Origin of the sequence: Tianweitania sediminis, from assembly GCF_017813335.1 — a bacterium.
GTDB classification, from domain to species: Bacteria; Pseudomonadota; Alphaproteobacteria; order Rhizobiales; family Rhizobiaceae; genus Tianweitania; species Tianweitania sediminis.
Window position 1 is genome coordinate 1 of record NZ_JAGIYY010000007.1, and the last position, 23,088, is coordinate 23,088.

13 protein-coding genes and 3 pseudogenes are annotated in these 23,088 nt (G+C 61.8%); 10 read left to right on the forward strand and 6 right to left on the reverse strand.

The features are described from left to right. Positions 1 to 124: 124 nt before the first annotated feature. Positions 125 to 1,675, forward strand: a pseudogene (locus tag J5Y06_RS16815) (peptidoglycan D,D-transpeptidase FtsI family protein); the annotation flags it as partial. A 262-nt stretch (positions 1,676 to 1,937) separates the two neighbouring features. On the opposite strand, the gene J5Y06_RS16820 reads toward J5Y06_RS16815, so the two are convergent. Further along, entirely contained in the window at positions 1,938 to 2,924 is a 987-nt protein-coding gene (locus J5Y06_RS16820; RefSeq protein WP_209336356.1) for a LysR substrate-binding domain-containing protein, read from the reverse strand. A gap of 39 nt (positions 2,925 to 2,963) precedes the next feature. On the opposite strand from J5Y06_RS16820, the gene metC reads away from it, so the two are divergent. From metC to J5Y06_RS16845, 5 genes and pseudogenes are all read left to right on the forward strand, one after another. Continuing rightward, on the forward strand, positions 2,964 to 4,184 hold the full coding sequence (gene metC, locus J5Y06_RS16825) for a cystathionine beta-lyase (RefSeq protein ID WP_209336357.1): 1,221 nt from the start codon (positions 2,964 to 2,966) through the stop codon (positions 4,182 to 4,184). An 8-nt stretch (positions 4,185 to 4,192) separates the two neighbouring features. Continuing rightward, entirely contained in the window at positions 4,193 to 5,215 is a 1,023-nt protein-coding gene (locus J5Y06_RS16830; protein ID WP_209336358.1) for a transporter substrate-binding domain-containing protein, read from the forward strand. A gap of 37 nt (positions 5,216 to 5,252) precedes the next feature. Next, positions 5,253 to 6,413 (forward strand): amino acid ABC transporter permease, encoded by a 1,161-nt coding sequence (locus J5Y06_RS16835; protein WP_245248007.1) that lies wholly within the window; start codon positions 5,253 to 5,255, stop codon positions 6,411 to 6,413. Between the two features lie 3 nt (positions 6,414 to 6,416). Then, the gene (locus J5Y06_RS16840) at positions 6,417 to 7,505 is read left to right on the forward strand and encodes an amino acid ABC transporter permease (protein ID WP_209336359.1); all 1,089 of its coding nucleotides are present in this window, start codon (positions 6,417 to 6,419) and stop codon (positions 7,503 to 7,505) included. After that, positions 7,502 to 8,265 (forward strand): annotated as a pseudogene (locus J5Y06_RS16845) (amino acid ABC transporter ATP-binding protein). Before J5Y06_RS16840 ends, J5Y06_RS16845 begins: the two are co-directional and overlap by 4 nt. Before the next feature lie 98 nt (positions 8,266 to 8,363). On the opposite strand, the gene J5Y06_RS16850 reads toward J5Y06_RS16845, so the two are convergent. From J5Y06_RS16850 to J5Y06_RS16860, 3 genes are all read right to left on the reverse strand, one after another. Then, positions 8,364 to 10,652, reverse strand: a complete 2,289-nt coding sequence (locus J5Y06_RS16850) for a S8 family peptidase (RefSeq protein WP_245248009.1) — start codon at positions 10,650 to 10,652, stop codon at positions 8,364 to 8,366. A 52-nt stretch (positions 10,653 to 10,704) separates the two neighbouring features. Then, complete coding sequence (locus J5Y06_RS16855) at positions 10,705 to 11,787, reverse strand: AAA family ATPase (RefSeq protein ID WP_209336360.1); 1,083 nt, start codon at positions 11,785 to 11,787, stop codon at positions 10,705 to 10,707. A gap of 200 nt (positions 11,788 to 11,987) precedes the next feature. Further along, positions 11,988 to 13,082 carry an RHE_PE00001 family protein gene (locus J5Y06_RS16860; protein ID WP_209336361.1) on the reverse strand — a complete coding sequence of 365 codons (1,095 nt, stop codon included), beginning with the start codon at positions 13,080 to 13,082 and terminating at the stop codon, positions 11,988 to 11,990. A 67-nt stretch (positions 13,083 to 13,149) separates the two neighbouring features. On the opposite strand from J5Y06_RS16860, the pseudogene J5Y06_RS16865 reads away from it, so the two are divergent. The 3 genes and pseudogenes from J5Y06_RS16865 (at position 13,150) to J5Y06_RS16875 (ending at position 16,841) form a co-directional block, all read left to right on the forward strand. Beyond that, a pseudogene (locus tag J5Y06_RS16865) lies at positions 13,150 to 14,798 on the forward strand (transposase). Between the two features lies 1 nt (position 14,799). Continuing rightward, entirely contained in the window at positions 14,800 to 15,678 is an 879-nt protein-coding gene (locus tag J5Y06_RS16870; protein WP_209336362.1) for a TniB family NTP-binding protein, read from the forward strand. Then, positions 15,675 to 16,841 carry a TniQ family protein gene (locus J5Y06_RS16875; RefSeq protein ID WP_209336363.1) on the forward strand — a complete coding sequence of 389 codons (1,167 nt, stop codon included), beginning with the start codon at positions 15,675 to 15,677 and terminating at the stop codon, positions 16,839 to 16,841. The genes J5Y06_RS16870 and J5Y06_RS16875 overlap by 4 nt, the downstream gene beginning before the upstream one ends. On the opposite strand, the gene J5Y06_RS16880 is transcribed toward J5Y06_RS16875, so the two are convergent. Next, a complete protein-coding gene (locus J5Y06_RS16880) occupies positions 16,768 to 18,549 on the reverse strand; it encodes an ATP-dependent helicase (RefSeq protein ID WP_209336364.1) in 1,782 nt (593 codons plus the stop codon). The two genes, J5Y06_RS16875 and J5Y06_RS16880, sit on opposite strands and share 74 nt — an antisense overlap. After that, positions 18,542 to 20,329, reverse strand: a complete 1,788-nt coding sequence (locus J5Y06_RS16885; protein ID WP_209336365.1) for an ATP-dependent nuclease — start codon at positions 20,327 to 20,329, stop codon at positions 18,542 to 18,544. The genes J5Y06_RS16880 and J5Y06_RS16885 overlap by 8 nt, the downstream gene beginning before the upstream one ends. A gap of 99 nt (positions 20,330 to 20,428) precedes the next feature. Between J5Y06_RS16885 and J5Y06_RS16890 the strand changes: the two genes are divergently transcribed. After that, entirely contained in the window at positions 20,429 to 23,080 is a 2,652-nt protein-coding gene (locus J5Y06_RS16890) for a PD-(D/E)XK nuclease family protein (RefSeq protein WP_209336366.1), read from the forward strand. Positions 23,081 to 23,088: the final 8 nt, after the last annotated feature.

The window sequence follows — 23,088 nt, forward strand, 5'->3', positions numbered from 1 at the left end:
GGATCGACGACTACTGTGAAGTCCACCCGCACTCCGGTCTCAAGTTCCGCTCACCACGCGAGTTCCTGCGCCTCAGTGCTTAAACCAACCGCCGCCTGTCCGGTGAAACGGGGTCAACTCCACCATCTATGGCACGATAGGCGCTCGTTTGATCCACCTCGGTCTGCAGCCGAGCCCTAAAAGTGCGCAGGTTCTGGTTGCTGCGGTCGCTTCGCGTCCGGACATCGTTGATCGCAACGGCGAACTGCTTGCAACCGACCTCAAGACATTTTCGCTGTTTGCCGAGCCCCGCCGCATCCTTGATGTCGACGAAACCATAGAGAAGCTTTCGACGGTTTTTCCCGATCTGGAGTATCGCGATGTCTACGAAAAGCTGAAAACAGGCAAGGGCTTCGTCTGGTTGCGCCGGCAGCTTTCGCCAGGCCAGCAGAACCAGATTATGGGACTGGGTTTGCCAGGGATCGGATTTCGCCAGGAGAAGCGGCGCTTCTACCCTTCAGGCCCGACCGCTTCCTACGTGATCGGTCTGACGGACCGGGACAATCGCGGAATTTCAGGCCTGGAAAAATATCTCGACGATCAGGGCCTCACCGATCTCCAATCGCTCGGCCTCGCTTCAGATTTGCAGCCGTTGCAGCTGTCACTCGACCTGCGCGTCCAGCATATCGTGCGCGATGAAGCGATGCAGGCAATGGAGAACTTCCGCGCCATCGCAGCAGGTGGCGTCGTCCTTAATGCAAAAACCGGCGAGGTGATCGCCATGACCTCCGTCCCAGATTACGACCCCAACTTTCCCGAGAGCGCACTGGACAAAGACAGGCTCAACCGGATGTCAGCGGGTCTCTACGAGATGGGATCGACGATCAAGAGCTTCACCACCGCGATGGCGCTGGATTCGGGCAAGGTTACCCTTGCCAGCACCTTCGACGCGCGCCAGCCGATAAGGATCGGTGCCCAGACTATTCGCGACTTCCGTGGCAAAGGGCGCGTTTTGACTGTCCCGGAAGTGTTCATCTGCTCTTCCAATATCGGGTCCGCCCGCGAGGCGGAAGTCGTCGGCGTCGAAGCGCATCGCAGTTTTCTGCAACGTATGGGACTGCTGGACCGGCTGCGAACGGAACTGCCGGAGGTGGCGAAGCCAACAGAACCGCCCGTCTGGAAGAAAGTACATTCGATTACAGCAGCCTTCGGCCACGGCTTCTCAACCACTCCGCTGCAGACAGCCGTAGGGGCGGCAGCGTTCATGAACGGCGGACGTCTCATGCCGCCAACATTTCTGCCGCGGACGATTGAGGAAGCGAATGCTCTTTCCGAACGCGTTGTCGGTGCCAGGACCAGCGATGATATGCGCTATCTTTACAATCTTAACGCCACCGCGGCGGGTGGGTCGGGCAAGGGCGGAGCGGTCCTGGGATATAGGGTCGGGGGAAAAACCGGCACAGCCGAAAAGGTCGTCGGTGGCCGCTATTCCAGGGATCGCAATTTCAACGTGTTCCTAGCCGCTTTCCCGATCGAAGACCCCAAGTATGTGATCCTGACCATAGTCGACGAGCCAAAGCTCCAGGGATCTAGCCGCGCGGCCACGGCGGGGGTAAGCGCAGCGCCAATGGCAGCGAACATCATTCGCCGCGCTGCAACGATGCTGGGAGTGACACCGGATTTTACGTTGCAGTAGAATGCTCGTTGAGTAGTCGACCTTGTCAAGATTGATGGCAGGTTCGATATCCCTCTGGGGCATCGTAGTGATTATTTATTTCCTTAGCTCAGACAGCACTGCGGCGCCGTTTAGATGCTTGTCTGCTGCATTGGAAAATGGGCTTCCTGCATGACGCGTTGATCGTCGGCCACCGTACTAAGCGGCGGCACATTCCGCTTGCATGATTACGGGATGCGAGTCTCAGGGTGGGGACCGCCATATTCCCGGGCACCGAAACCCATTAGATCCCGCTGGGCGAGTCATAGGACGCTGTAGGCGCAGCCATAATTCCAAATTGACCACGTGTGTCGTGCAGCGCCGCAATCAGGGCCTGTGTCTGCGCAGACTTTACTCGCTCCTTTGCAGTTAGGACTAGGGCCCGAAACGCGATCTGCGGGTGGAATGGACGAGCGATTAAGCCTCGGTTCTCGAATTTGCTGGCCCTGAATGTCATGGAATTGGCAATTCCGATACCAACGCCTTCAAGTGCCAGATTGCAGACAACCTCGGAATATTGCGTCTCGACCACAGTGCGCGCCTGCACGCCGGCTTCTTCGAAAATACGTTCGACTCGCCTACGGGCAGTATCATCCGGCGAAAGAGCAATGAACGGCTCACCGGCAAGGTCTTTCGGCGCAACTGTTTCGTAGCTGGCCAGGCGGTGGCCCGCCGGCATGACACACACAGCGGGCGCGGACATGAAGGGTTGCGTAGAGACGCGCGACGCATCGATTTCATCTGCAGCGAGTCCGACATCTGCCTGACCCGAAGCGACCATATCGCGCACAGCGTTGGACCCCGCGATCAGGAGGGTCACATGTCCTGACCGGTCCTTGGCGCGGTATCTCTGGATAGCTCTCGGTGCGAAAGACAAACCAAGCGCGGGATAACAAGCCAGTCGAAGCCCGCCAGCGCCGAATTCGCGGATCATCGCGGCTCGCGCGCGCAACTGGTCCAAACCAACAAACGCACGCTGGACTTCCTCGTGCAGGCTCAACGCTTCGGGCGTCGGCGCAAGACGGCCACCAACCTGGCGAAACAGAGTCAGCCTTGTGGATTTGGCAAGCCGGCCAATAGCGCGGCTGATCGCCGGCTGGCTGATACCCAAAAAGTCGGCGGCCCGATTTGTGCTGCCCATCCGCATGACGGCATCGAATGCCTCAAGTTCTCCCAGATGCATGATAACACCAACGCATAACGTATACCTCTCAAGAACATTATTGCACATAGGCGCGCTGCGCTACAACTCTCGCACAGGAGAGTGACCTTGAAGACAGAAACCAGATTGCTGCGCGCTGAACCCGCAAACGACAAAGGCTTCAGCAGCCTCGCGGTTCCGGTGACCCGGGCTTCGACGATCGTCTTCCCCACATGTGACGCCTTTGAACGGCGGTATGAGCAGTTCTACGACGGCTATACCTATGGGCTTTACGGCACGCCTACCAGCCGCACGCTTGAGGCGCGCATTTCTGAACTCTATGCAGCGGAATATTGCCTTTGCCTGCCGTCGGGGCAGTCTGCGACAGCGCTCGCCTTGAGCGCCCTCCTGAAAGCCGGAGATCGCGTGCTGGTGCCAACCTCTGCCTATGGGTCGACCCGTACCTTCTGTACTGAAGTGCTCGCATCATTTGGTGTCGAGGTTGCGCTCTACGACCCCACCATCGCCTCTGGCATAGGCGCTCTCATTGACGATCGCACTCGCGTGGTCGTGGTTGAGTCACCGGGCTCGAACACGATGGAGATCCAGGACATCCCCGCTATCGTGCAAGCGGCACATGCGTCGGGAGGACGAGTGTTGGCCGACAACACCTGGGCCTCCGCTCTGCACTGCAACCCGCTCGATCTCGGCGCTGACATAGTCATGGAGGCGTTGTCCAAACATGCGGGGGGACATGCAGACGTGCTCATTGGCGCTCTCGTTACTCGCGACGAGGTGCTTTTTCGACGATTGAAGGACGTTAGCCGACTGATGGGACTCGGGGTGTCCGCCGATGACGCAAGTTTGGTTCTGCGTGGCCTTCAGACGATGCCTCTTCGCCTGGAGCGGGAGGGAACCTCTGCGCTAACCCTGGCGCACTGGCTTGCTGCTCGCCCGGAAGTCGCTCGGGTACTCCACCCGGCCTTACCAGGCGATCCGGGGCACATCCTCTGGCAACGCGATTTTCAGGGTGCGAGCGGCCTCTTTTCTGTTGAGCTGGCGCCGCAATATCAGGACTGCACTTCAGTGTTCGTGGATGCTCTCAGGGTTTTCCGCATTGGGGCGAGCTGGGGCAGCACTCACAGCATCGTGACCCCCCAATCCGCGTTCAGGTTGACCGCCGCACCTGGCTCCACACCAGGAAAATTCATCCGCTTTTCTATCGGGCTTGAGCCCGTCGAGGATCTGCAGGCGGACATCGAAGCGGCTCTCATGAGCTTATCCGCGGGCACCGTGCCTGGCGCGCAGGAGCGTGTTGTTCATCAGAGGGAACTACAAAAAGAGGAGTGATAACGCAGATGAAACTTGCAATTCAGTTTGCCGCCGCCATGGCCACGGCGATGATTGGGGCCGGATCGGCCAATGCGCAATCCATCGCGGACAAAGTCCGTGAACGCGGTTATGTCAGTTGCGGTGCCAGTCAGGGAGTGCCCGGGCTTTCCCGTCCTGACGACAAGGGTGTCTGGACAGGGTTCGACGTGGACAGCTGCCGCGCGGTCGCCGCTGCCTTTTTTGGCGACAGCCAGAAGGCCCAATTCGTGCCGCTGAATGCGGCCCAGCGAATACCCGCAGTCCAGACCGGCGAGGTCGACGTACTGTCACGCACAACGACCTGGACTTATACCCGCGACGTCGCTGTCCGATTTGTTGCCATCAATCTCGTCGATGGCGACGCGATAATGTTGCGCAAGGCGTTGAACGTGGCGAAAGCAGCCGACCTCGACGGGCTCACAATCTGCCTTCAAGGCGGCGGCAGCCTCGTTGAGAATGCACTCGACATTATTGAGCAAAGCAATCAGGTGAAGGTGGAGCGTGTCTATTTCGATTCCACGATCCTGGCGCGCGACGCTTACTTCGGCGGACGTTGCGACGGCTATATGAGCGACGGTTTCGCGATCGCTGGACAGCGAGCAGCTGTCGCCGGCAATCCCGACGAACACGCGATCTTCCAGAGCGGTGCGACTACGGAGCCGCTCGCATTGGCTATACCACGTGGGGACGACCGCTGGTTCGATATCGTCCGCTACGCGTTCAATGCCATGGTGTGGGCGGAAGATCGGGGCATCACGTCGCAAAATGTCGATGAAATCGCCGCAAGCGCGACGGACGGCGAAACCCGTAAGGCGCTTGGTGTGGATCCGGGTATTGGCGAGCCTCTCAAGCTCGACGACAAGTGGATCTACAATGTGATCAAGCAAGTCGGCAACTATGGTGAAATCTTCGCGCGCAATCTCGGCGAAGACAGCCCCTTAAAGGCTGAACGGCGCTTCAACGCGCTTCCCCGGGACGGCGGAATACTGTTCCCCATACCATTCAAGTAAGCGCTAACGGGCCGTCCGGCGAAGGTCGGACGGCCAAATGGGTGAGGAGACAGAGATGCTGCAGGATGTACGATTTCGCGCGATCATCGTTCAGATCGCCCTTCTTGCAGGGATCGCAGCGCTCGGATTCATGCTCTTCACAGCTACGGCGCGAAACCTCGAGCTTCGTGGAATTCCGCTTGGTTTCGGGTTTCTCTGGCGGCCGGCAAATTTCCAGATCGCCGAGACGATCCTGCCTTATTCGTCTTCCGATCCAAACTGGTGGGCCGCTGTGGTCGGCCTTTCTAACAGCCTATTCATTTCCGTCCTCGTGATCCTGCTCGCAAGTGTGATCGGCCTATTCATCGGAATTGGCCGCCTCAGCTCCAATCCGCTGGTGAGCGGCCTATGCCGTGTCTGGGTGGAGGTGGCGCGAAACACGCCGTTGGTGGTCCTGCTGATTTTCAACTACGCGCTGTGGTGGGAGATCCTGCCGCTCGCAACCGAAGCATGGAAACTCGCGCCCGGAACGCACATATCTGTCCGAGGCCTGTCGATGCCCGCGCTCGGCTGGTCGACTTCGACATTTGCACCGGTAGCGTTCGTCGGCGTGAGTGCCGTAATTCTAGCCGGCGCCTCGTATGCTGCGCGGCGGCGGCAAATCGAGACAGGAAGCCGCCCTGCCTATGTGAGCGCCGCGTGGCTTTTCGTTGCGGTCGCCGCCGGGATCTTTCTGTTCGCTTATCGTGACGTCATTTCCCTGGACATTCCGGAATTTCGCCGGGCGAATTTTGCCGGCGGCTGGTCGCTAACCCCGGAACTGACCACCATCCTGATCGGGCTCACCTTCTACACTGCGGGTTTTATCGGCGAGATCGTGCGCGGCGGCATCCTCGCCGTTCGCAAAGGCCAGTGGGAGGCAGCAACGGCGCTGGGGCTGTCGCGAGGCCAGACTTATCGGCTCGTGGTCGTGCCGCTGGCGCTGCGCAGCATCGTTCCGCCGCTGAACAGCCAGTACATCAACGTGGTCAAGAACTCCACGTTGGCAATCGTCGTGGGCTACCAGGATTTCATGACAGTGGTCAGCACCATGATCAACAAGACCAGCCATGCGATCGAGGGCGTGGCAATCATCCTGGGGGTCTTTCTAGCCGTGAACCTGGCATTGTCCGCGCTGCTCAACGCCTACAATCGCCGCATTGCAATCGTGGAGCGCTGAGACATGGCCGATACAGCGTCCAATACGACTGCACGTGCCGCCGCGCCCGACGCGCGTTCATTGCTTCGTCGTCTCGCGCCGTTCTTCGGCACGCCGCTGAATGCTGCGCTGACCCTGATCCTGCTTTGGCTGATGGTCCGGCTCGGGTCGCTGCTCGTGGACTGGGCTATCCTCAACGCAGCCCTGTTCCCTGCAGAACCGGAAACTTGCGCCGCCGCGACCGGGGCATGCTGGAGCTTCGTGATCGCAAAGTCCGGTCAGATCCTTTTCGGCATCTTTCCGCCGGCGGAAAGATGGCGCGCTGGGCTGGTGTGCATCCTCATCATCATGACGCTCTTAGCATCCGCTCGCCCGTCCGCATGGCGCCCCGGGCTGGCGGCGATTTGGGTGGGTATGATGGCGATCGTCCTTTGGCTGATGGGCGGCGGCTTCGGCCTTGTCTCGGTTCCGACAAGCTCATGGGGCGGGCTGCCTGTAACGCTCATTCTCACCGTCTTTGCCATTGGGCTCGGCTTTCCGGCCGCCATCCTCCTCGCGCTCGGTCGCAGGTCGAGCCTCCCGGTCGTTCGTACTCTGAGCGTGCTCTTCATCGAGACGATAAGGGGGCTGCCTCTTCTGAGCCTGCTTTTCGTCGCGTCGATCCTGCTGCCGCTGTTCCTGCCGGAATCGCTCCTTCCGGACAAGTTCGTGCGCGCCCTGCTTGCCCTGACCATCTTTGCCGCAGCTTATCTCGCGGAAGTCCTCCGCGGAGGACTCCAGGCCATACCGGGCGGCCAGTCGGAAGCAGCCGAGGCTCTCGGCCTGAACTATTGGAGTACGCAAAGGCTGATCATCCTGCCGCAGGCCATCCGGATCGTGATTCCTGCGCTGACCAACACGATCATCGTGATGATCAAGAACACGAGCCTCGTGCTGGTGGTCGGCCTCTTCGACCTCATCAGTTCGGGCAAAGCCGCGCTCTCCGATCCGGCATGGCCGGCTCCGTCCACCGAGACGTTCCTCTTCATTGGCTTGATCTATTTCGCGCTCGCCTTTTCGTTCGCGCGGTTTGCAGACTTCCTGGAACGCAGCGGTGCGGAGAAGCGTGGATGAACGATGGTGAAAAACTGAGTGATCGCGCTCCGGCGATCAGGATCGAGAACCTCGGGAAGTCCTTCGGCGACTTTCAGGTGTTGCGGAACGTTAACCTGACGGTTTGCCAAGGCGAAAAGATCGTCGTCTGTGGTCCATCCGGTTCCGGCAAGTCCACGCTCATCCGGTCGATAAACCGGCTGGAGCAGCATCAGTCCGGGCGGATCGTGGTGGAGGTACCGAACTGACCAACGACCTCAAGGGGATCGAGAAGATCCGCTCCGAAGTCGGCATGGTGTTCCAGCATTTCAACCTTTTTCCTCACCTGACGATCCTTGAGAACTGCACGCTCGCACCCATCTGGGTGCGCAAGTTGCCGCGGGAGGAGGCTGAGGAGATCGCAATGCATTTCCTGCGCAAGGTTCGCATACCCGAACAGGCGGACAAGTATCCGGGGCAACTTTCGGGCGGCCAGCAGCAGCGCGTTGCCATCGCTCGCGCCCTGTGCATGAAACCCCGGATCATGCTGTTTGACGAGCCAACCTCCGCTCTCGATCCGGAGATGATCAAAGAGGTGCTCGACACGATGATCGAACTGGCGAACGAGGGCATGACGATGGTGTGCGTGACGCATGAGATGGGCTTCGCGCAAGCGGTCGCCGATCGAGTAGTCTTCATGGACGGCGGCCAGATCATCGAAGAGAACGAGCCTGTCGCCTTCTTCTCGTCGCCCCGCAGCGAACGGACCAAATTGTTTCTCAGCCAGATCCTCGGGCACTGATCGGGGTTCATTAGTTCAGGATCGCCGTGACGATCGCCTGGCGTTGGTATCGGGATGTCGAACTATAGATGTAAGCACGGCTCGACGGCTCCACCAAGCTAGACAGCGATCTCGGCGAGGTTGAGAACTTCTATCGCAGACTGCACCTCGGCGTAGAGTTCGGACTCGACCTCTCCCGCATCGATCTCGACGATCAGAGCGAACCGAACCGATCTCTCATTCGGATTCAAAACCGCTCGCGTCTTCCACCATCCTGCCACCGGATGAACGGCTAGCAGGTTGCGGCGAGCAAGATCGGAAGCCGGGCAGATCAGCTCGTCGATCTGAAGCGAGCCGACGTCCCGACGATTGCGACCGAACGTCCAGCCGTCATTTTCATCGATGGCCGGCCCCTCGGGCTCGTCTTCGACCTTGCTTATGCGAGCAATGAATGCAGCCCTGTCCTCATTGGGCCTGTTCAGTTTGAACCGCAGATTGTGAGATGCGTATCGGAATTTCGAGCCGCGAGCAGGCTCGGAGGGATTTGGCGCGATGAAGGTGCTGAGAGCAACCCTCAACCTGACGGGGTGGGCGACCAGCGCGCGCAATGCCTCGACTGGCCAGGGTAGCTCGAACAGACGCATTTCGTTGTGAACATGATCCGCACCGCCTGTGTCGCTTTCGCGATAGGGAGTGATCCTGTCCTGCACGATCAACGTCAATGCATTAGAAGCACTGCGCCGGGCGCGCTCCATGTCCGGCACGCCATAGCCATAGCGTTTGAACAGCGGACCATAGTGCCCCTTTCCCGGACTTGCCGGCAGATGCGACCGCATCCGGGCAGTCCAACGCGCCGAGGAGACGAAAAGGGCGCGAATCGTCTCGGGCCAAAGCTCCGGGTAGTCGGACCACAATTCAGTGATGGCGCGAGCGGCAAGTGCGGTCGCGGCACTGGTTTCTCCGACGGTCGTAAAGGCCCGCATCGGGTACTGACGGTCGGTTGTCAGCAGCGAAAGTGCGGGATGTTTCATCGGCGGTGGTGGGCCGTTCACGATCCAGTTCCCACCCTCCATCACCACGTCCGGCTTGATCGGCCAGTGCGTTGACCAACTCGCGGTTCTCGAAGACGGCGCGAGATCACCGATCGGAGCAAGAGGCGTACCGGGCTCGCCGGCCGGGAGAACATTCTTTTCCGTGTAGGCACCGACGGAAATCGCATTCCACGCCTGTGCAGGAGACTCTATCTCATTGTCGGCATGGTCGCAGGTAGCCAGATACTCGTTGTTGCCAAATCTGTTCTGGTCGCTGTTTCCGGCAGACACCAGCACGAGGCGCGGTGTCGCGACGATACCGGACACGCCGGCCGCCAGCTGGTCCAGTTCGCTGGACCATGAGGTCGGTGCGCCGTCATGCGGCGTGTCGTCCTCGGTGGTGCTGGCCAGCGCAAACGTCCGGCGACGAGCGCCTGCCGTCTCGGCAGCGTTGATGCCAGCCCTCGTCATTGCTCCGAGAAGGTGATGAGGATTGTGACCTGCGTCGGGAATGATCTTTGCCGATTCCAGCCGATGGCGAAGCCGGATCGGCAGCATGGACTGGAGCGCCGGCGTCAGATCGCCGAACAGGGAAAGCCCTGCGAGTTGCGTGCCATGACCGACCATATCCTCGACCCCCCAGGCAGGATCGGCGGCGTGTCGATCAGCGGCGGCGAGCGCCGGCTCGATCAGCGGATGGGCCCGGCTAACCCCGCGGTCGAGCAGGGTCACATAGTTCGGGTCCTCAATGGCCTCAAAGGTTGTCCGGTCGAACAGGTTGTCGACCCAATCGGCCTGCTCGTCGGGGTTCATCGCATCAAAATAGTCGGCCGTGATCGTCGGCGCGGCGAGGGCCCGCACGCCGGCCAGCCGCCGAACCGCCAACGCAAGCGCATCACGTGTTGCTGTGACGATGATCACGAGGTCTTCGGGGAACTCGAGCCGATCGGCGCCGATGACGACACCGAGTTCAGGCGCACCGGCGACAAACGCTTGCGCCTGGCCCCTGTCGAGCCAGACCTCCCACGGTACGGCGCCTTCCTGGGCAGGGAACCGTTGAGGCGGACTGCGCCACAATGCCCGCAGGCCGGCTTCGACAATGGTGCCGATGCTCTGGACCAGATCGGCATTGTAGGGTCGGCCGGATTTCCTGTCCTTGCCAGCGAAGTCTTCGACCTTCCGGCGAAGTTTCGCGACCCCCTCCTCCGTCGCGAACACCGTGGCGCGAGCTGGCTGATTCGCAGCGGGCCGCGATGGCTCGACGCGAAGAAGGGTCAGATCGCTGGCGTTGAGGCCCGCAGTGATCATCGGCTCGCCCGCCCTGCCCTCGACCTCCAAGTAAACACCTGGAAGCGCAGCGGCGCTTACGTCAGGCAAATGATCCAATGCTTGAAGGAGGGACTGGGCGTGGGCCGCTCTGTTGGCTACGTCATTTGGATGCTTTGCGGATCCGCCGCCCTTTGGCTTGAACGGGTTTGCGGCTGAGATTTCGTTGAGAATGAAGTGTCTTCGGTCCCTCGGCATACGTTCCCGCCCCTATGCTGTGCAGCGACCGGCGGCGCTCGAGGGACGCAACGATTGCCACCGTCCTGATCTCGCTCGAATTGCCCAGGACCGCCCGTCTCGCCGCATCCTCCCCTGCAGCCACCACATCAGCCGTCGACAGCCCTTCTGCGTGGTGCACTACGTCTTTCCAATTCACCGACTCCACGCCAAAGCCGCGCAATCGTCGGCGCATGGCCTTTCCGATCGCATCGGCATCCGGCAGCTGATAGGGCAGCACCAGATCGAAGCGGCGAAGAACCGCGCGATCGAGGATTTCCGGCAGATTTGTGGTCGCCACGACGATCGACGGTCCCGTGTCCTCGTCGAGGAATTGCAGGAACGAGTTCAGAATCCGACGGGCTTCACCGATGTCGTACTCCGATCCGCGCGATGCCGCGAGCGCATCGATCTCATCGAACAGGTAAACGCCGCGGTTCGTCCGAACCGCGTCGAATATCATCCGCAGCTTCTGCGCGGTTTCGCCCATGAACTTGGTAATCAGGCCGTGGAGGAGAACTGTGAACAGCGGGAACTTCAGTTCGCCGGCGAGCGCCTCGGCCGTCAGCGTCTTGCCCGTCCCCGGCGGACCGGCAAGCAACAGCCGGCGCCGGGGCCGCAAGCCCTTCTCCTCGAGCCGCTCCGTCATGCGGGTTTCGGTGACGATGTGGGACAGCTCGTCCTCGATGTGGGCCGGGAGGATCAGGTCGTTGAGCCGCGTGGTCGGGTAGCTGGCGCTCAAGAATCCTGCCAGGTCACCGCGTGGAGCAGCGATCGGCGTGGGCGCGACACGCGTCGGCCTTTGCGGTTGCTGGCCTGCCTCGGCCCACTGCCGTAGCTGTTCGGCCAGACGAGCGTGACCCTTTTGCTCCTCCGCAGCGGCAAGCTGCATGGCAAGGTCGAAGAAGCGCTGCGCGTCGCCTTCAGCGTGGCTCTTCACGAGCCCGATCAGTTGTTGAGCCGATGCCATTGCAATTACCTTCCCAACCCGGCCCGCGCGACCATGGCAAATCAGCGCCTGCGGCCAGTTTATAGACAGATTTTCTTAACAGACCAGCATGCCGCACCTCGCAGGCGAATGGTCCACTTGTAAATTGCGACTTCTCCTGCCGGTTCCCGACAGTTTCGCACCCGTGCTCTGCGCGAACAATGCGCTGACAATGAGTCTGGCTAGATGATCCCCCAGCCTTTGTATCGTCCTCGGCCGGTCATCTCGCGCAGGTTGAACGCGCCCACCAGGTCGAGCGCGCCCTGTCGCGACACCTTCAGCGCGGACTGGATCATGCCGGTGGAGATGACCGGACGGGACATGACGAGATCAATCAGCGCCGGGAGCTTCGAGTTCGCGCGCCGGCCGCGCAGCACGCGCTCCATCTGGGTCTTCGCCATTAGCAGCCGGTCGTGCTCCTTGAGCCCGAACCCCGCCGCCTCGCCGATCGCATCGATGAAGGCCAGCACGCGCTCAGTCCGGCCGCGGGCGCGGCGGCGCTCCCGCGCGATCTTCTGCGCGCCGAGATGCAGACATGCAAGATGATAGTCGGCAGCGCGTTCCTGTCGGAGTAAGGCTGCCACAAGCAGCGGTCCGATCCAGCCGCCCCGCTGCAGCACCTCGATGTCCTGCCAGGCGTCGAGTAGAAGTCCGGCGCGCAGGATCGACGGAAGGCCGCGCGTGTCGGCGGCGACGGCCTGCCACTCGGCGAGCCGGGCGTCCTCGTCCCAATCGAGATCGTAGATTAGCTCCGGCCGCTCGTCCGACCGCGGAGCCTTCGCCGGCACCTCGGCGCCGGCGAGCACCTTCGACGACCGCGCGAGCACGGCATCGATCTCGGCGAACTCCTCGGCCAAGCGATCCTCTTCAGGTTCATCCCACCCATCCGCCGCATCCTCCCCAGCAGAAGTCCCCTTCCCTTCCCGGCCGACCACCGCTGCCAGCGCCGCTCGGCCACGCCCGGTGAGTTCCCGCATCCCCTCCCGGCCGAGCGCCCAATCGCGATGCTGCGCGAGGATCCGCCGACGCATGCGCAGCACCGCGTGCGCGCGGGTGAGTTCGTGGGTGGGCGTGCGCAGGTCCATATTGGCATCATGGAACACCAGGTCCTCGACATGCACGAGCTCGCCCTCGACCCAGAGCGCGGCAGCCGCGTCGTGGAAGTGCGATCGCTCGATCCAGCCCTCACACACCGGTGAGCAGGCCAGGCGCTCGTCGAGGCGCACCAGAGCCTCGGTGTCGCTTTCACTTCCCGATTTCAATCGCGAAAGAGACATGTGCTGTTTAGGTTTGGGCGCTACTAAGGGCACGATTTTTCGCTAACGATTTCACTGACCGCTCATTTTGCCGAACCGATTGCATATCCTTAAACTGGCGCCGGCTCCGTCGCATTCCGAGGAAGCGTGGTCGACGGCGCGCCGCATAGCGCGCGAGCTCGACAGGATTCTGGACAGCTCGGGTCCCCGACGGGCAGCGATAGTTCGAGCAGCCGCCGAGCTGCGCCTCTCGACGCGACACGTCTACAATCTGCTGGCTCGCTACCGTGTCGATCGGACGGTGACGTTACTCTTGCGCGGCGGAGACAAGACCCGAAAGAAGCGCCTTCAGCCGGGCATCGAGGAGATCATCGCGACGACACTGCGAGAGCAGTGGTTGGTGCTGGAGGCTCCACCCCTTGCTCCGGTCGTGGCCGAGATCAGGGCCCGCTGCGAGGAGTCAGGCCTGGCTCCTCCGTCCTATTTAACTGTCGCTCGTCGGATACCGGCACTGTTTAGCCCGGAGGAGATCGCAAAGAAGCGATCCGCGAACCCGAAACACCTCCATCGGCTCAGGGCCAGGCCCGGATACATCCACGCGGCGCACCCGATGGATGTCTGCCAGATCGATCACACGCCGACCGACATCAATTTCGTCGAGGTCATCGAGGGCGGCAGAACGTTCGTCGGCCGGGCCTACCTGACGATCGTCACCGACGTGGCGACGCGCTGCATACTAGGATTCTGCCTCACGCTCGAAAAGCCGTCGGCGCTGTCGGTCGCCTTGTGCCTGGCGCAGGCAATGTGTCCGAAGGACGAATGGCTGGTTGCGCGCAGTATCGCGCATGGGTGGCCGATGTTCGGTCGACCCCGATTGCTGGTTACCGACTCCGCCAAGGAGTTTAAGGGGAATGCCTTTCAGCGCGGGTGCGAGGACTACGGCATTCGTATCCGCTACCGGGATCGCGGCCGCGTGCATCAGGGTGGCGTGGTCGAAAGGCTGCTTGGGAAGCTCAACGGGGTTCTTGCAACGCAGCCTGGCTCGACGGGCCGATCCGTGGCGGACCGCGACCAATATCCTGCCGAGCGACGGGCGCGTCTCAGCTTCACAGATCTCGAGCGATGCGTCGCGCTCACGGTGATCGACCATAACCTGCAGCAAAACGCCAGGATCCTGAGGGTGCCGGCATCAGAATGGGATAGGCAGGCACATGAACTTGCACGCTTCGACGATGATCCCATGCGGGTCCTGCTGGCATTCATGCCCGGAACGGAGCGGCGCATCTCCCCGCAGGGCGTCAGTATGTTTGCGCTCGACTATCACCTTGGCTAGGTGAGTTGGTTCCGCAGCGGGATCGGCTGGGCAAGCTCGATCTTCGATACGACCCGCGCGACATCAGCCGCATTTATGCCCGCGATCCCGAGACCAGGGAGTTTCGATCGGTGGAGCGGCGCGACGGCATGCTTGCGCCGATGACGTTGTGGGAGCACGAAGCCGACCGGCTATCGCGACGCACCGCGAATGCACGCACGGACGTCGAGAAGGTGATGCTGCGCCGCCAAATCGCGGAGATCGCAAGCGGACCGAAGCCGTCGAAGGCAGAGCTGCGCAATGTCGTGCGCAAATCTCACGCCGCAGACGCGCCCAAGCCCTATGACGCGATGCAACCGGCAACGCCGGTGCCTGCCGATCATCCGGTTCGCCCGAAGCGCCGCCTTCCGGTGGAGGATTGGTGACGTGGCGGACCATCTGCTTGATCACGTTCGCCCGCACCTTGACCGCAGCACGGAAGAGCGGATCGCCTACATCCAGGCGCCGCGGTGGATCGGACATCAGGTGGCGCTCACAGCGCACGAACGTCTCGCCGAGCTTTTGTGGCGGCCGCCATCGCTGCGGACCCGAGGACTGATGCTCGTCGGACCCTATGCCAACGGCAAGACCATGATCGCCGAACGTTTCGCCGTCGGACATCTGAGAACAGCCGAACAGCAGCGGGTGTGGGTGGTGCAGACGCGCGAGGGCGCAGGTCTTGCCCATTTCTATGGCAGCATTCTGCAGGCGTTGCGCGCTCCGACCGGTAGCAGCCGCGACATTGGCCGCAAGGCCGAGCAGGTCGATCATCTGCTCGACAGGCTGAAGCCCAGAATCCTGATCTTCGATGAGTTCCACAATGCTCTGCGCGGTCGGGCGCGCGACGTCGAAGCCGTGCTTGCCTTCCTGCGGAGGATCGGTCGCCAGTTCGACATCTCGCCTGTTTTGATCGGCGAGGTCGCCGTCTACGACTTCATCAACCAGACCGCCGAAATGGCGACCCGGTTCGACCTGCATGCCGTGCCGCGTTGGCAATATGGCGAGGAGTTCCTTGCGCTGCTCGACAGCCTGGAAGGCGCACTACCTCTCGCCTTTGCGTCCGATCTTTCGGATGAGCCCTTGGCGCGAACGATTTTCCAGCTCTCGGAGGGATTGATCGGTGAGGTCGTGGCGGTCGTCATCGCGGCGGCCGTAGCAGCAGCAAGATCTGGAGTGGAGCGGATCACGAAATTCGGGATCGAGGAATTGCACTACATTCCGGTTTCGAAGCGCCGCCGGCCGCCCGTGCGCAGCAATCTGCTGTGAACGGCCAAGTGACCGGCGCGGGCTTCAACATCGAGCTGCGCGAGCGATACGGGAATCTCGTCAGCGATCGATGGCCCGTCTCTATAGATCCTCTTCCGGACGAGCTGCTATCAAGCTGGCTCCATCGTCTTGCGATCGCGAACGGCATCGCGCCGAGGTCGTTCGCAAGTGTCCTCGGGCTCGGCGTCGGGATGTGGTCGTCCCGGCTCGACCTGGCGCTTCCGCGCCACGTCGCCGTATTGCTTGGCCATCGGACGGCGATCGCGCATGATACGATCCTAAAGATGACGATGACCGGCGGCGCACTGGCTCCGCTTCTACTTCCGCTCCGCGAGAACGCGCGCCGAAACCGTTCGACCTGGATGCAGTATTGCCCTTCGTGCCTTGCCGGTGACGCGATGCCGTATTTTCGCAGGAAGTGGCGTATCGCCTCCCGCGTTTCCTGTTTCGAGCACCGTTGTGGTCTTCGGGATCGATGCCCGGCCTGCCGGAGCGGAATTGCCACCTTCAACCAGACCGAACTGCTCCCTCAACACTATTGCGCCAAATGCGGCTTCGATCTGCGGGCTGCACCAAAAGCCTCGATTTCGGTAGCGGCGCGGCAATTGGACCGCTCTGTTGCGGACTTATGCCGGCTGGAATTACCCACGGGTTCGCGAACAGCCAAAGATCTGATTGCACGTTTGCTGCGAGCGCCGGTCAGCGCCGGCATTTCCTTTGCAAAGACGCTCACTACCCTCTCGACGTCGGCGCGCGTTCGCTGCTTCGAGCAGCTCGCGGCAGATTCTCCAGATTGGCTGGCCGGCAACACCGATGCTGCCACCGCATACCGCCGGTGGGCTATTCTTGTTGCAGGCGGTCATGAGCCCTTGATCGCTCGCTTCGCAAATCTCCTGGAGAAGCATCAGGAATCGCCGCGACCGAAGCGCTCTTCTCCTGCGGGAGCCGATCGAGCTGCACTATTCGAGGCCTACTTGCGGGTTATGTGCGTTGAAGGCGTCCGCGCCCAGCGAGATCACGTAGAGTATCGACACCAACACCAGATTGGTGAGAGCGACGACAAGAGGTGCGTGATTGTCGACAGAAGGGTCAATTCTGCTGACTGCGCTGATACAGTTCGAAGACCCACGGTGAGTGGTGGTGCTCCTGATAAACCAGGCTGAGGTGTTTTTTCGGGCGCGTCACTCCGACATAGAACAAGCGCCTGGCCTCGCGAAGGCTTCCGGGGCTGCTCTTATCGCGCGTGCTTGGCATGTCGGAAGCGTTCACGCCGTACATGATGACCGCATCGAATTCCCGTCCCTTGGCACTGTGAAGGGTGCTGAGGTTGACGCGTCCAGAGCCTTCCGTCCGTCCAGCGAAATGCGCCAATGGCATGTCCAGATCCCGGGCCGGATCGGTGTTGGAAATCATCTCGTCGCAGACATCCCACTCCTGTTCCGAATTGCGAGCGATCGTGCGCCATGGCGTGATGAGTCCTCGTGCGACCCGTTGCAGCCAGGCATGGGTGGTTTCGCTCGTTCCGAGCGAGGCGGTGAGAAATCCCATGAGCTGGGCGGATAGTTCCTGTTCCTCGCGTTCGCTGGCGTGGCGACCGTACACAAGTGTCTTCGCTTGCGACAAGAGCCGCGCATATGGTGGCTCGGCATCGCGCCAACCGCCTGCGATCCAGCGGGCACATTCCTCGATGAAGCGCGCAAGGCGGGAACTTCTCTTGACCAGCGCGTTCGTGTCGGTTCGGAAAAAGGGGATTGCCGCCTCTTTCAAAGCGGTGGCCACCTTGTCGCCGAGCCAGGCGGCCCGATAGAGAACCGCAATTTGCCCCAGTTCGAACCCTTGTTCGACAAGCTTCGGGATGATCGTTTTGGCGACGGCCTCAGCCTGATTGTCGTGTCCGTACGGAACAGGCCAGAAGCTGAGATCGCCGTCGGGAGCGCCATCGATGCCGTGGTAGTCGCGCTCCTCGCCGAGAGCGCCGAGCGAAGCTCGGATGATCTTCGCGCCGGAACGATAGTTGAAGCGAAGCCTGATCGTTCGGACATCGGAACGGCGGGTCAAGCTTTCCAGCAGCTCAGGGTTGGCGCCGGTGAAGCCGTAGATCGACTGGTCAGTATCGCCGACAGCGAACAGACGAATGTCACCTTCGAAGCAAAGCAGGAGGACGAGTTCGTGCAGCGCATGACCGAGATCCTGGTATTCGTCGACAAACAACACGGGGAAACGAGCTCGAACAGCATCGCGAATCCAGAGGTTTTCCTTGATCATGCGATAGGCGATCAGCGGCATGTCGTCGAAGTCGATCAGCCCTTGTCGGCGCAGCTCCGCCTCGTAGGCTTCAACGAAATCCGCCAGCTCGGGATTGCACCCCCGCCATTCGGGCCGCGTGCGATCAACGTCACGCACGCGCTTTTCCGAAGCGAACTTCCATCGGTCGTGCGGGTTGCCGTAACCGCCGATCGAGATCCCGTGCGCCACTTCCACCGCGGCCCGCATCTGCGATTTGCTTGCGACCTTGAAATCCGCGGGAAGCCCTACAGGTACGCAGCGCGCGTATGGGCCGATGACCTGGCTGAGCGCAAAGCTGTGCACGGTGCCGATGAAAGCGCGGTCGCCCGGCGTGATGCCCAAGCGGGCGAGGCGTGTTTCGAGTTCGATCGCGCAGTCGTTGTTGTAGGTGATGCAGGCAACGCCGCGAGGATCGGGCACGTCCTGGATCAGGGCACGTGCCATAGCGATCGTCAGCGTCTTGGTCTTGCCACTTCCCGGGCCGGCGAGCACCACGCAATGACCTTTCTCGACCACGGCGGCCGCCTGCTCAGGGTTGCCCTGGAGCTCGGCCAAGGCCCGAACAAGGGCCCGGTCGCTAAGCATTGGCGACCAACGCGACAAGAGCGGCGATGGCGTTTTCGATATAGGTGGGCGGCCGAATGCCGACGGCTTTCTTCGCCAGGCGGGCGCCGAGCCGGCCTTTACCGACACTCGCGACCATCGCCAGCAGCTGTTCGGCATCGACTGCCGCGCCTGCACGCCAGTTGGCGATGCGGTTGGTCCTGACCGATCCGAAATCCTGTTCGCTGAGGATGTCGAGCAGGGGTTCCAACAGGGCGGGCGTGTTGGCGACGGAGACTTCGAAGGTCCGTTCGTTGAGGAAGACCCTGGTCTTCATCGCACCGGCACTGAATGCCGCATAGTCCTTTCCCTCCCACTCCGCCAGCTGCGCCGGCGTCAGTGGCGGCTTGCCGCGAATGGTGAGCATGTCCGCCCAAAGATCCATGGTTCGCTTTTTGCCGAGAGGAGGCTTGCTCCCGTCGAGCGGATCCCAGTCGGTGATGACGCAATAGGGCAGTTTCAGCGCCTCGGCGAGCTTGACGTAGGGACGGAAATTCGTGCCGGCAACATTGCAGACGGTTATGCCGAGATCGTCGAGCGAATAGCCGAGCGACGCAGCGAAGATGGGCATGAGCGCCTCCTCCGCGTCGCCTTCGACGAAGATGGCGCCACGCGCAAACAGCAGTTCGGCGCGGGTTGCGTCGAGGTAGTTTTCGAGATCGTCAAGCTCGTCGGATGTCACCGGCAACGTCGCCAGTGAGAATGCCTGTGTCGCGCCTCCTTGTCTCTTCAGCTGGACGATCGACCGCAAAGGCGCCACGGCGGCCAAAGTGGGCGAGTGGCTTGTGACAATCATGGCTTGGGAAGCCTCGGCATTGCCAAGCAGCTTGGAAAAAACCGATCGCTGCAGGTGCGGGTGGAGATGCGCTTCCGGCTCCTCAATGCACAGCAGCGAGAAGTTGCGTTCGTTCTTCTTGCGGCGCCATGCAAATTCCGCGAGCTTCAGTGCGAGCAGCGCAACGTTCGCCGATCCGAGGCTGGCCTCCGCAATGCCGCGCTTGCCATCATCGATGAACATCGCGATGGCCCGGAAGAGACGAAGCGGGTCGGCCGGCGCGAATCTGAGGCGCGCGTCTATGTCATGCGCTTTTCCGGACAGGTGGGCTATGCCGGTGCGCAGTTCATCTTCCAACGTCTTGATGGTCGGAAACGCCTCAAGCGCCTTGCTCGCCTTGTCGAGTTCGGCAGCTACGGCGTCGAGATCCGTGCGGCTGATGCCGGATACGGCCTCCTCCAGCAAATGGCGGAGCGGCGACGCCTTCCAACTGCCGAGCTGGCCCTCGGCGTCACGCAAGGCATCCAGCAGATCGATCGCGATGCGGCGACGAACCTTCGCCGGCAGTGAACGCGTTTCGTCGCCACCGCCGAAGACCAGAAACTCGCAATCTGCGCCCGACTGCGGCGCGCCGGCGACATCCGACTTCTTGCGGAAGACATAGCTTAGCTGTGCAGTCGCCGGATCATGAGGCGACCGGAAATCGGTCAGGAGCGCGGTAAGCGCCATGTCCGCCGCGAAATCCGAGAGCTCCAGATGCACCTCGATGGGCGCGCTATAGTCGGTCGGCCCACCGTCCCAGAAGTCGGTGAGCTTCAGCTGCCGGGCCGAATCGGGCAATGTCGGGTCGAGGATGAGCTGGATCGCGAAAAGCAGATTGCTCTTGCCGACCCGGTTCTCGCCAAGGAGCACTACATTGCCGGCCAGGGCGACGTCGATCGACTGGAAGTTCCTGAAATTGCTGATCTTCAACTTGCTTAGATGCATTTCCGTCCCCGACGCCTGATCTTTTTCTTTGCCTGAGCTTCAATAGCCGGTGATTTTGGGCGATCACAGTGCCCTGTTGGACGAACAACACGAAACCCGATGCTTATTCGCACTACTCACGTCGTCGATGGAATGCTAGCGCTGCGCAGCGCTCGCGCCGCAGCGGCGCGAGGCGGAGCAATCGGTCGTGAGATCGTCACCTTGCCCCTGCTCGCCGCGCGCTTGGTCGGCGGTTTTGCCACGCCGGCCGGTACTGACGTTCTCTATCCCGCAATTCAGGCCGCGCTCGCTTCCGAGAGCTTTGGCGACATCGGAACGGTCGCCGGATTGCCTGGTATGCCGCGCGCCGTTCTCCACGCATTGGATTGCGTCTGGCGGGCGGATCTCGATCTATCCTTATTGGCGGGCGAGACGCCGCGGTTCGGTGACCTTCATCTCATCGAGGCCTTTATCCGCGATCACATTCCGCCCGCGCACATGCTGCCGCGCGATCTTCGAGACGCAGCTGGCAAGCGGGTCGAACTTGCGCGTGGCCTCCTGGGTTCAGTGACGCTGTCGGGACTGGTGGACGTCGATCCGCTCTGGCGGCCGCTTCTCAACGATCTTGCGCGCGTCACCGACCTCACCTGGGAATTGCCGGCGCCCGTCGAGCAACCATGGTTCGAAGGTGAGATCAAGCAAAAGGCGGTGACCGCCCCGTCGCGCAGGTCCGCCGAGGCGAGCGCGGACCCCAAGTCGGAGGTCGTCGAGGCGCTACGCTGGACCCGGCAGCTGCTGGCGACTGGCAAGGTGCAAGCTGAGCACATCGCCATCGCCGCGACGTCGACGCAGGACTGGGACGATCATTTCCTGGCCTATGCGCGAAGCGCTGGGGTGCCATTGCATTTCTCTCACGGCGTCCCTGCCTTGAGCACGCCGGAGGGCCAAGCCTGTGCCGCACTGGCCGACATTCTCACAAACGGGCTCAATCAGGAACGGGTCTGGCGCTTGATCCGGCGGCTGCCCGCGCACCCGTTCACCAGCCAGCTTCCGCCGGACTGGTTCGCCGCGATCCCGCGCAACGCTGGCTTGCGTAGCCTCGACCAGTGGCGAGAAGTCTTGGCGGCAGCGGGGCCGTACCGAAGCGATGGCGAGCTTGGCGAGCAGATTTTGTTCCCAATTCTCGAGCTTCTCGCGCGCGGGGCAGAGGTGGGCGGAGAGGCGGGCACGCGGTTGCTGAGCGGCGCCAGTTTGGCGATGTGGGAGGAGGCGCTGCGAAGCGCGCCGGCGCAAGCCATCGGCCTGTCATTGCAATCGTTGCGTGTCGCCGATCGGCGTGACCCGGCCAACAGCGTCGTCTGGTGCCCGGCATCGCAGTTGGCGGCGTGTCCGCGGCCGTTCACCCGCCTGCTTGGCCTTACCAGCCGGTCCTGGCCGCGCTCAGAAAACGACGATCCGCTGCTGCCGCACCATTTGCTAGACCGCCGCAGGCTTCATCCCATGGGAGTCGCCGAGCGCGACCGACGCCATTTCGAGATCATCCAGGCGCACACAAGCGAAGAACTCGTTCTGTCGCGCTCGCTGCGCAACGGCAAGGGTGGGGTTCTTTCAACCAGTTCGCTTTGGCCTTCGGCGGAGATCGTGCATAAGCGCGATCGCATTCCCGAGCACGCTTTCAGCGAGGCGGACAGGCTGCTGGCCCGGCCACGCGATGCCGGTCAACTCGCCCATGTCCGGCAAAGCCAGCTTTGCTGGCGCGATTGGCATCGGCCCTCGGATCTAACGCCACATGACGGGTTTTCAGGCGCCAATCATCCGGCAATTGAGAGAGCCTTGTCGCGGGTTCAGTCGACGACATCACTGCAGCGACTGCTGCGGGATCCGCTCGGCTTCGTCTGGCGCTACGCTCTGGGCTGGCGCCCAATCCGGTTCCAGTCCGACGCGTTGCAACTCGGCCCGGTTGTTTTCGGCGAGCTGGTGCATGAGTTGATCAGCGGCGCGATCGCGATGCTCGAACCAGCGCCGGGATTTGCGCGTGCGAACGCTAGCGAGATCGAAGCTGCGATCATGGATGCTTCGACGGCTATCCTGAACGCGTGGCCGCTGCAGCGGTCGGTTCCACCACCCATCCTGTGGCGACATACAGTGAGCGAGGCTGCACATCGCACTGCCAAGGGTCTCGCCGCCGACGATCAGGTCAGATCTGATACGCGAAGTTGGACTGAGGTGCCATTTGGGCAAGGCAGTGCTGCAGAGGAAGATGCGCCGTGGGACACGACGATCGCGGTGTCGATCGAGCAGACCGGCCTGGTGTTCGGCGGCCGCATGGATCGGCTCGATATCCGCGCCACCGGCGACGCCGCGCGGATTACCGATTACAAGAGCGCCAAGCCACCTCCGAGACATCAACGCATCGCATTGGGCCAGGGTCGCGAGCTGCAGCGTGTGCTATATGCAATTGCAGCCCGTGCGCTGCTGCCTGAAGTCAGGACCGTCGTGGCGCGCTTGGTCTATCTCGCCGACGATCCGGCGACCTTCGAGCTCAAGGGCGACGAACTCGATCAGGTGGTAACCGAGGCGGCCGGCTATCTGTCGGCTGCCATGATGATTCTACGCAGCGGTCGGATCGCGCCGCGTTGGGAGCAGGACGCCGACTATGACGATATGCGCCTCGCGATGCCGGCCGATCGCGAGAGTTATCTGCGCCGAAAGGCTTCCGAGTTCCGGGTGGCCAATCAGTCGCTCAACAGGCTCTGGAGCGCCTCGACATGACGCTCGTC

Excerpts from the sequence above, each read along its gene's own strand:
- J5Y06_RS16820 (WP_209336356.1), bottom strand. The coding sequence starts at position 2,924 with ATGTGCAATAATGTTCTTGAGAGGTATACGTTATGCGTTGGTGTTATC.
- J5Y06_RS16830 (WP_209336358.1), top strand. The coding sequence starts at position 4,193 with ATGAAACTTGCAATTCAGTTTGCCGCCGCCATGGCCACGGCGATGATT.
- J5Y06_RS16835 (WP_245248007.1), top strand. The coding sequence starts at position 5,253 with ATGGGTGAGGAGACAGAGATGCTGCAGGATGTACGATTTCGCGCGATC.
- J5Y06_RS16840 (WP_209336359.1), top strand. The coding sequence starts at position 6,417 with ATGGCCGATACAGCGTCCAATACGACTGCACGTGCCGCCGCGCCCGAC.
- J5Y06_RS16855 (WP_209336360.1), bottom strand. The coding sequence starts at position 11,787 with ATGGCATCGGCTCAACAACTGATCGGGCTCGTGAAGAGCCACGCTGAA.
- J5Y06_RS16860 (WP_209336361.1), bottom strand. The coding sequence starts at position 13,082 with ATGTCTCTTTCGCGATTGAAATCGGGAAGTGAAAGCGACACCGAGGCT.
- J5Y06_RS16880 (WP_209336364.1), bottom strand. The coding sequence starts at position 18,549 with ATGCTTAGCGACCGGGCCCTTGTTCGGGCCTTGGCCGAGCTCCAGGGC.
- J5Y06_RS16885 (WP_209336365.1), bottom strand. The coding sequence starts at position 20,329 with ATGCATCTAAGCAAGTTGAAGATCAGCAATTTCAGGAACTTCCAGTCG.
- J5Y06_RS16890 (WP_209336366.1), top strand. The coding sequence starts at position 20,429 with ATGCTTATTCGCACTACTCACGTCGTCGATGGAATGCTAGCGCTGCGC.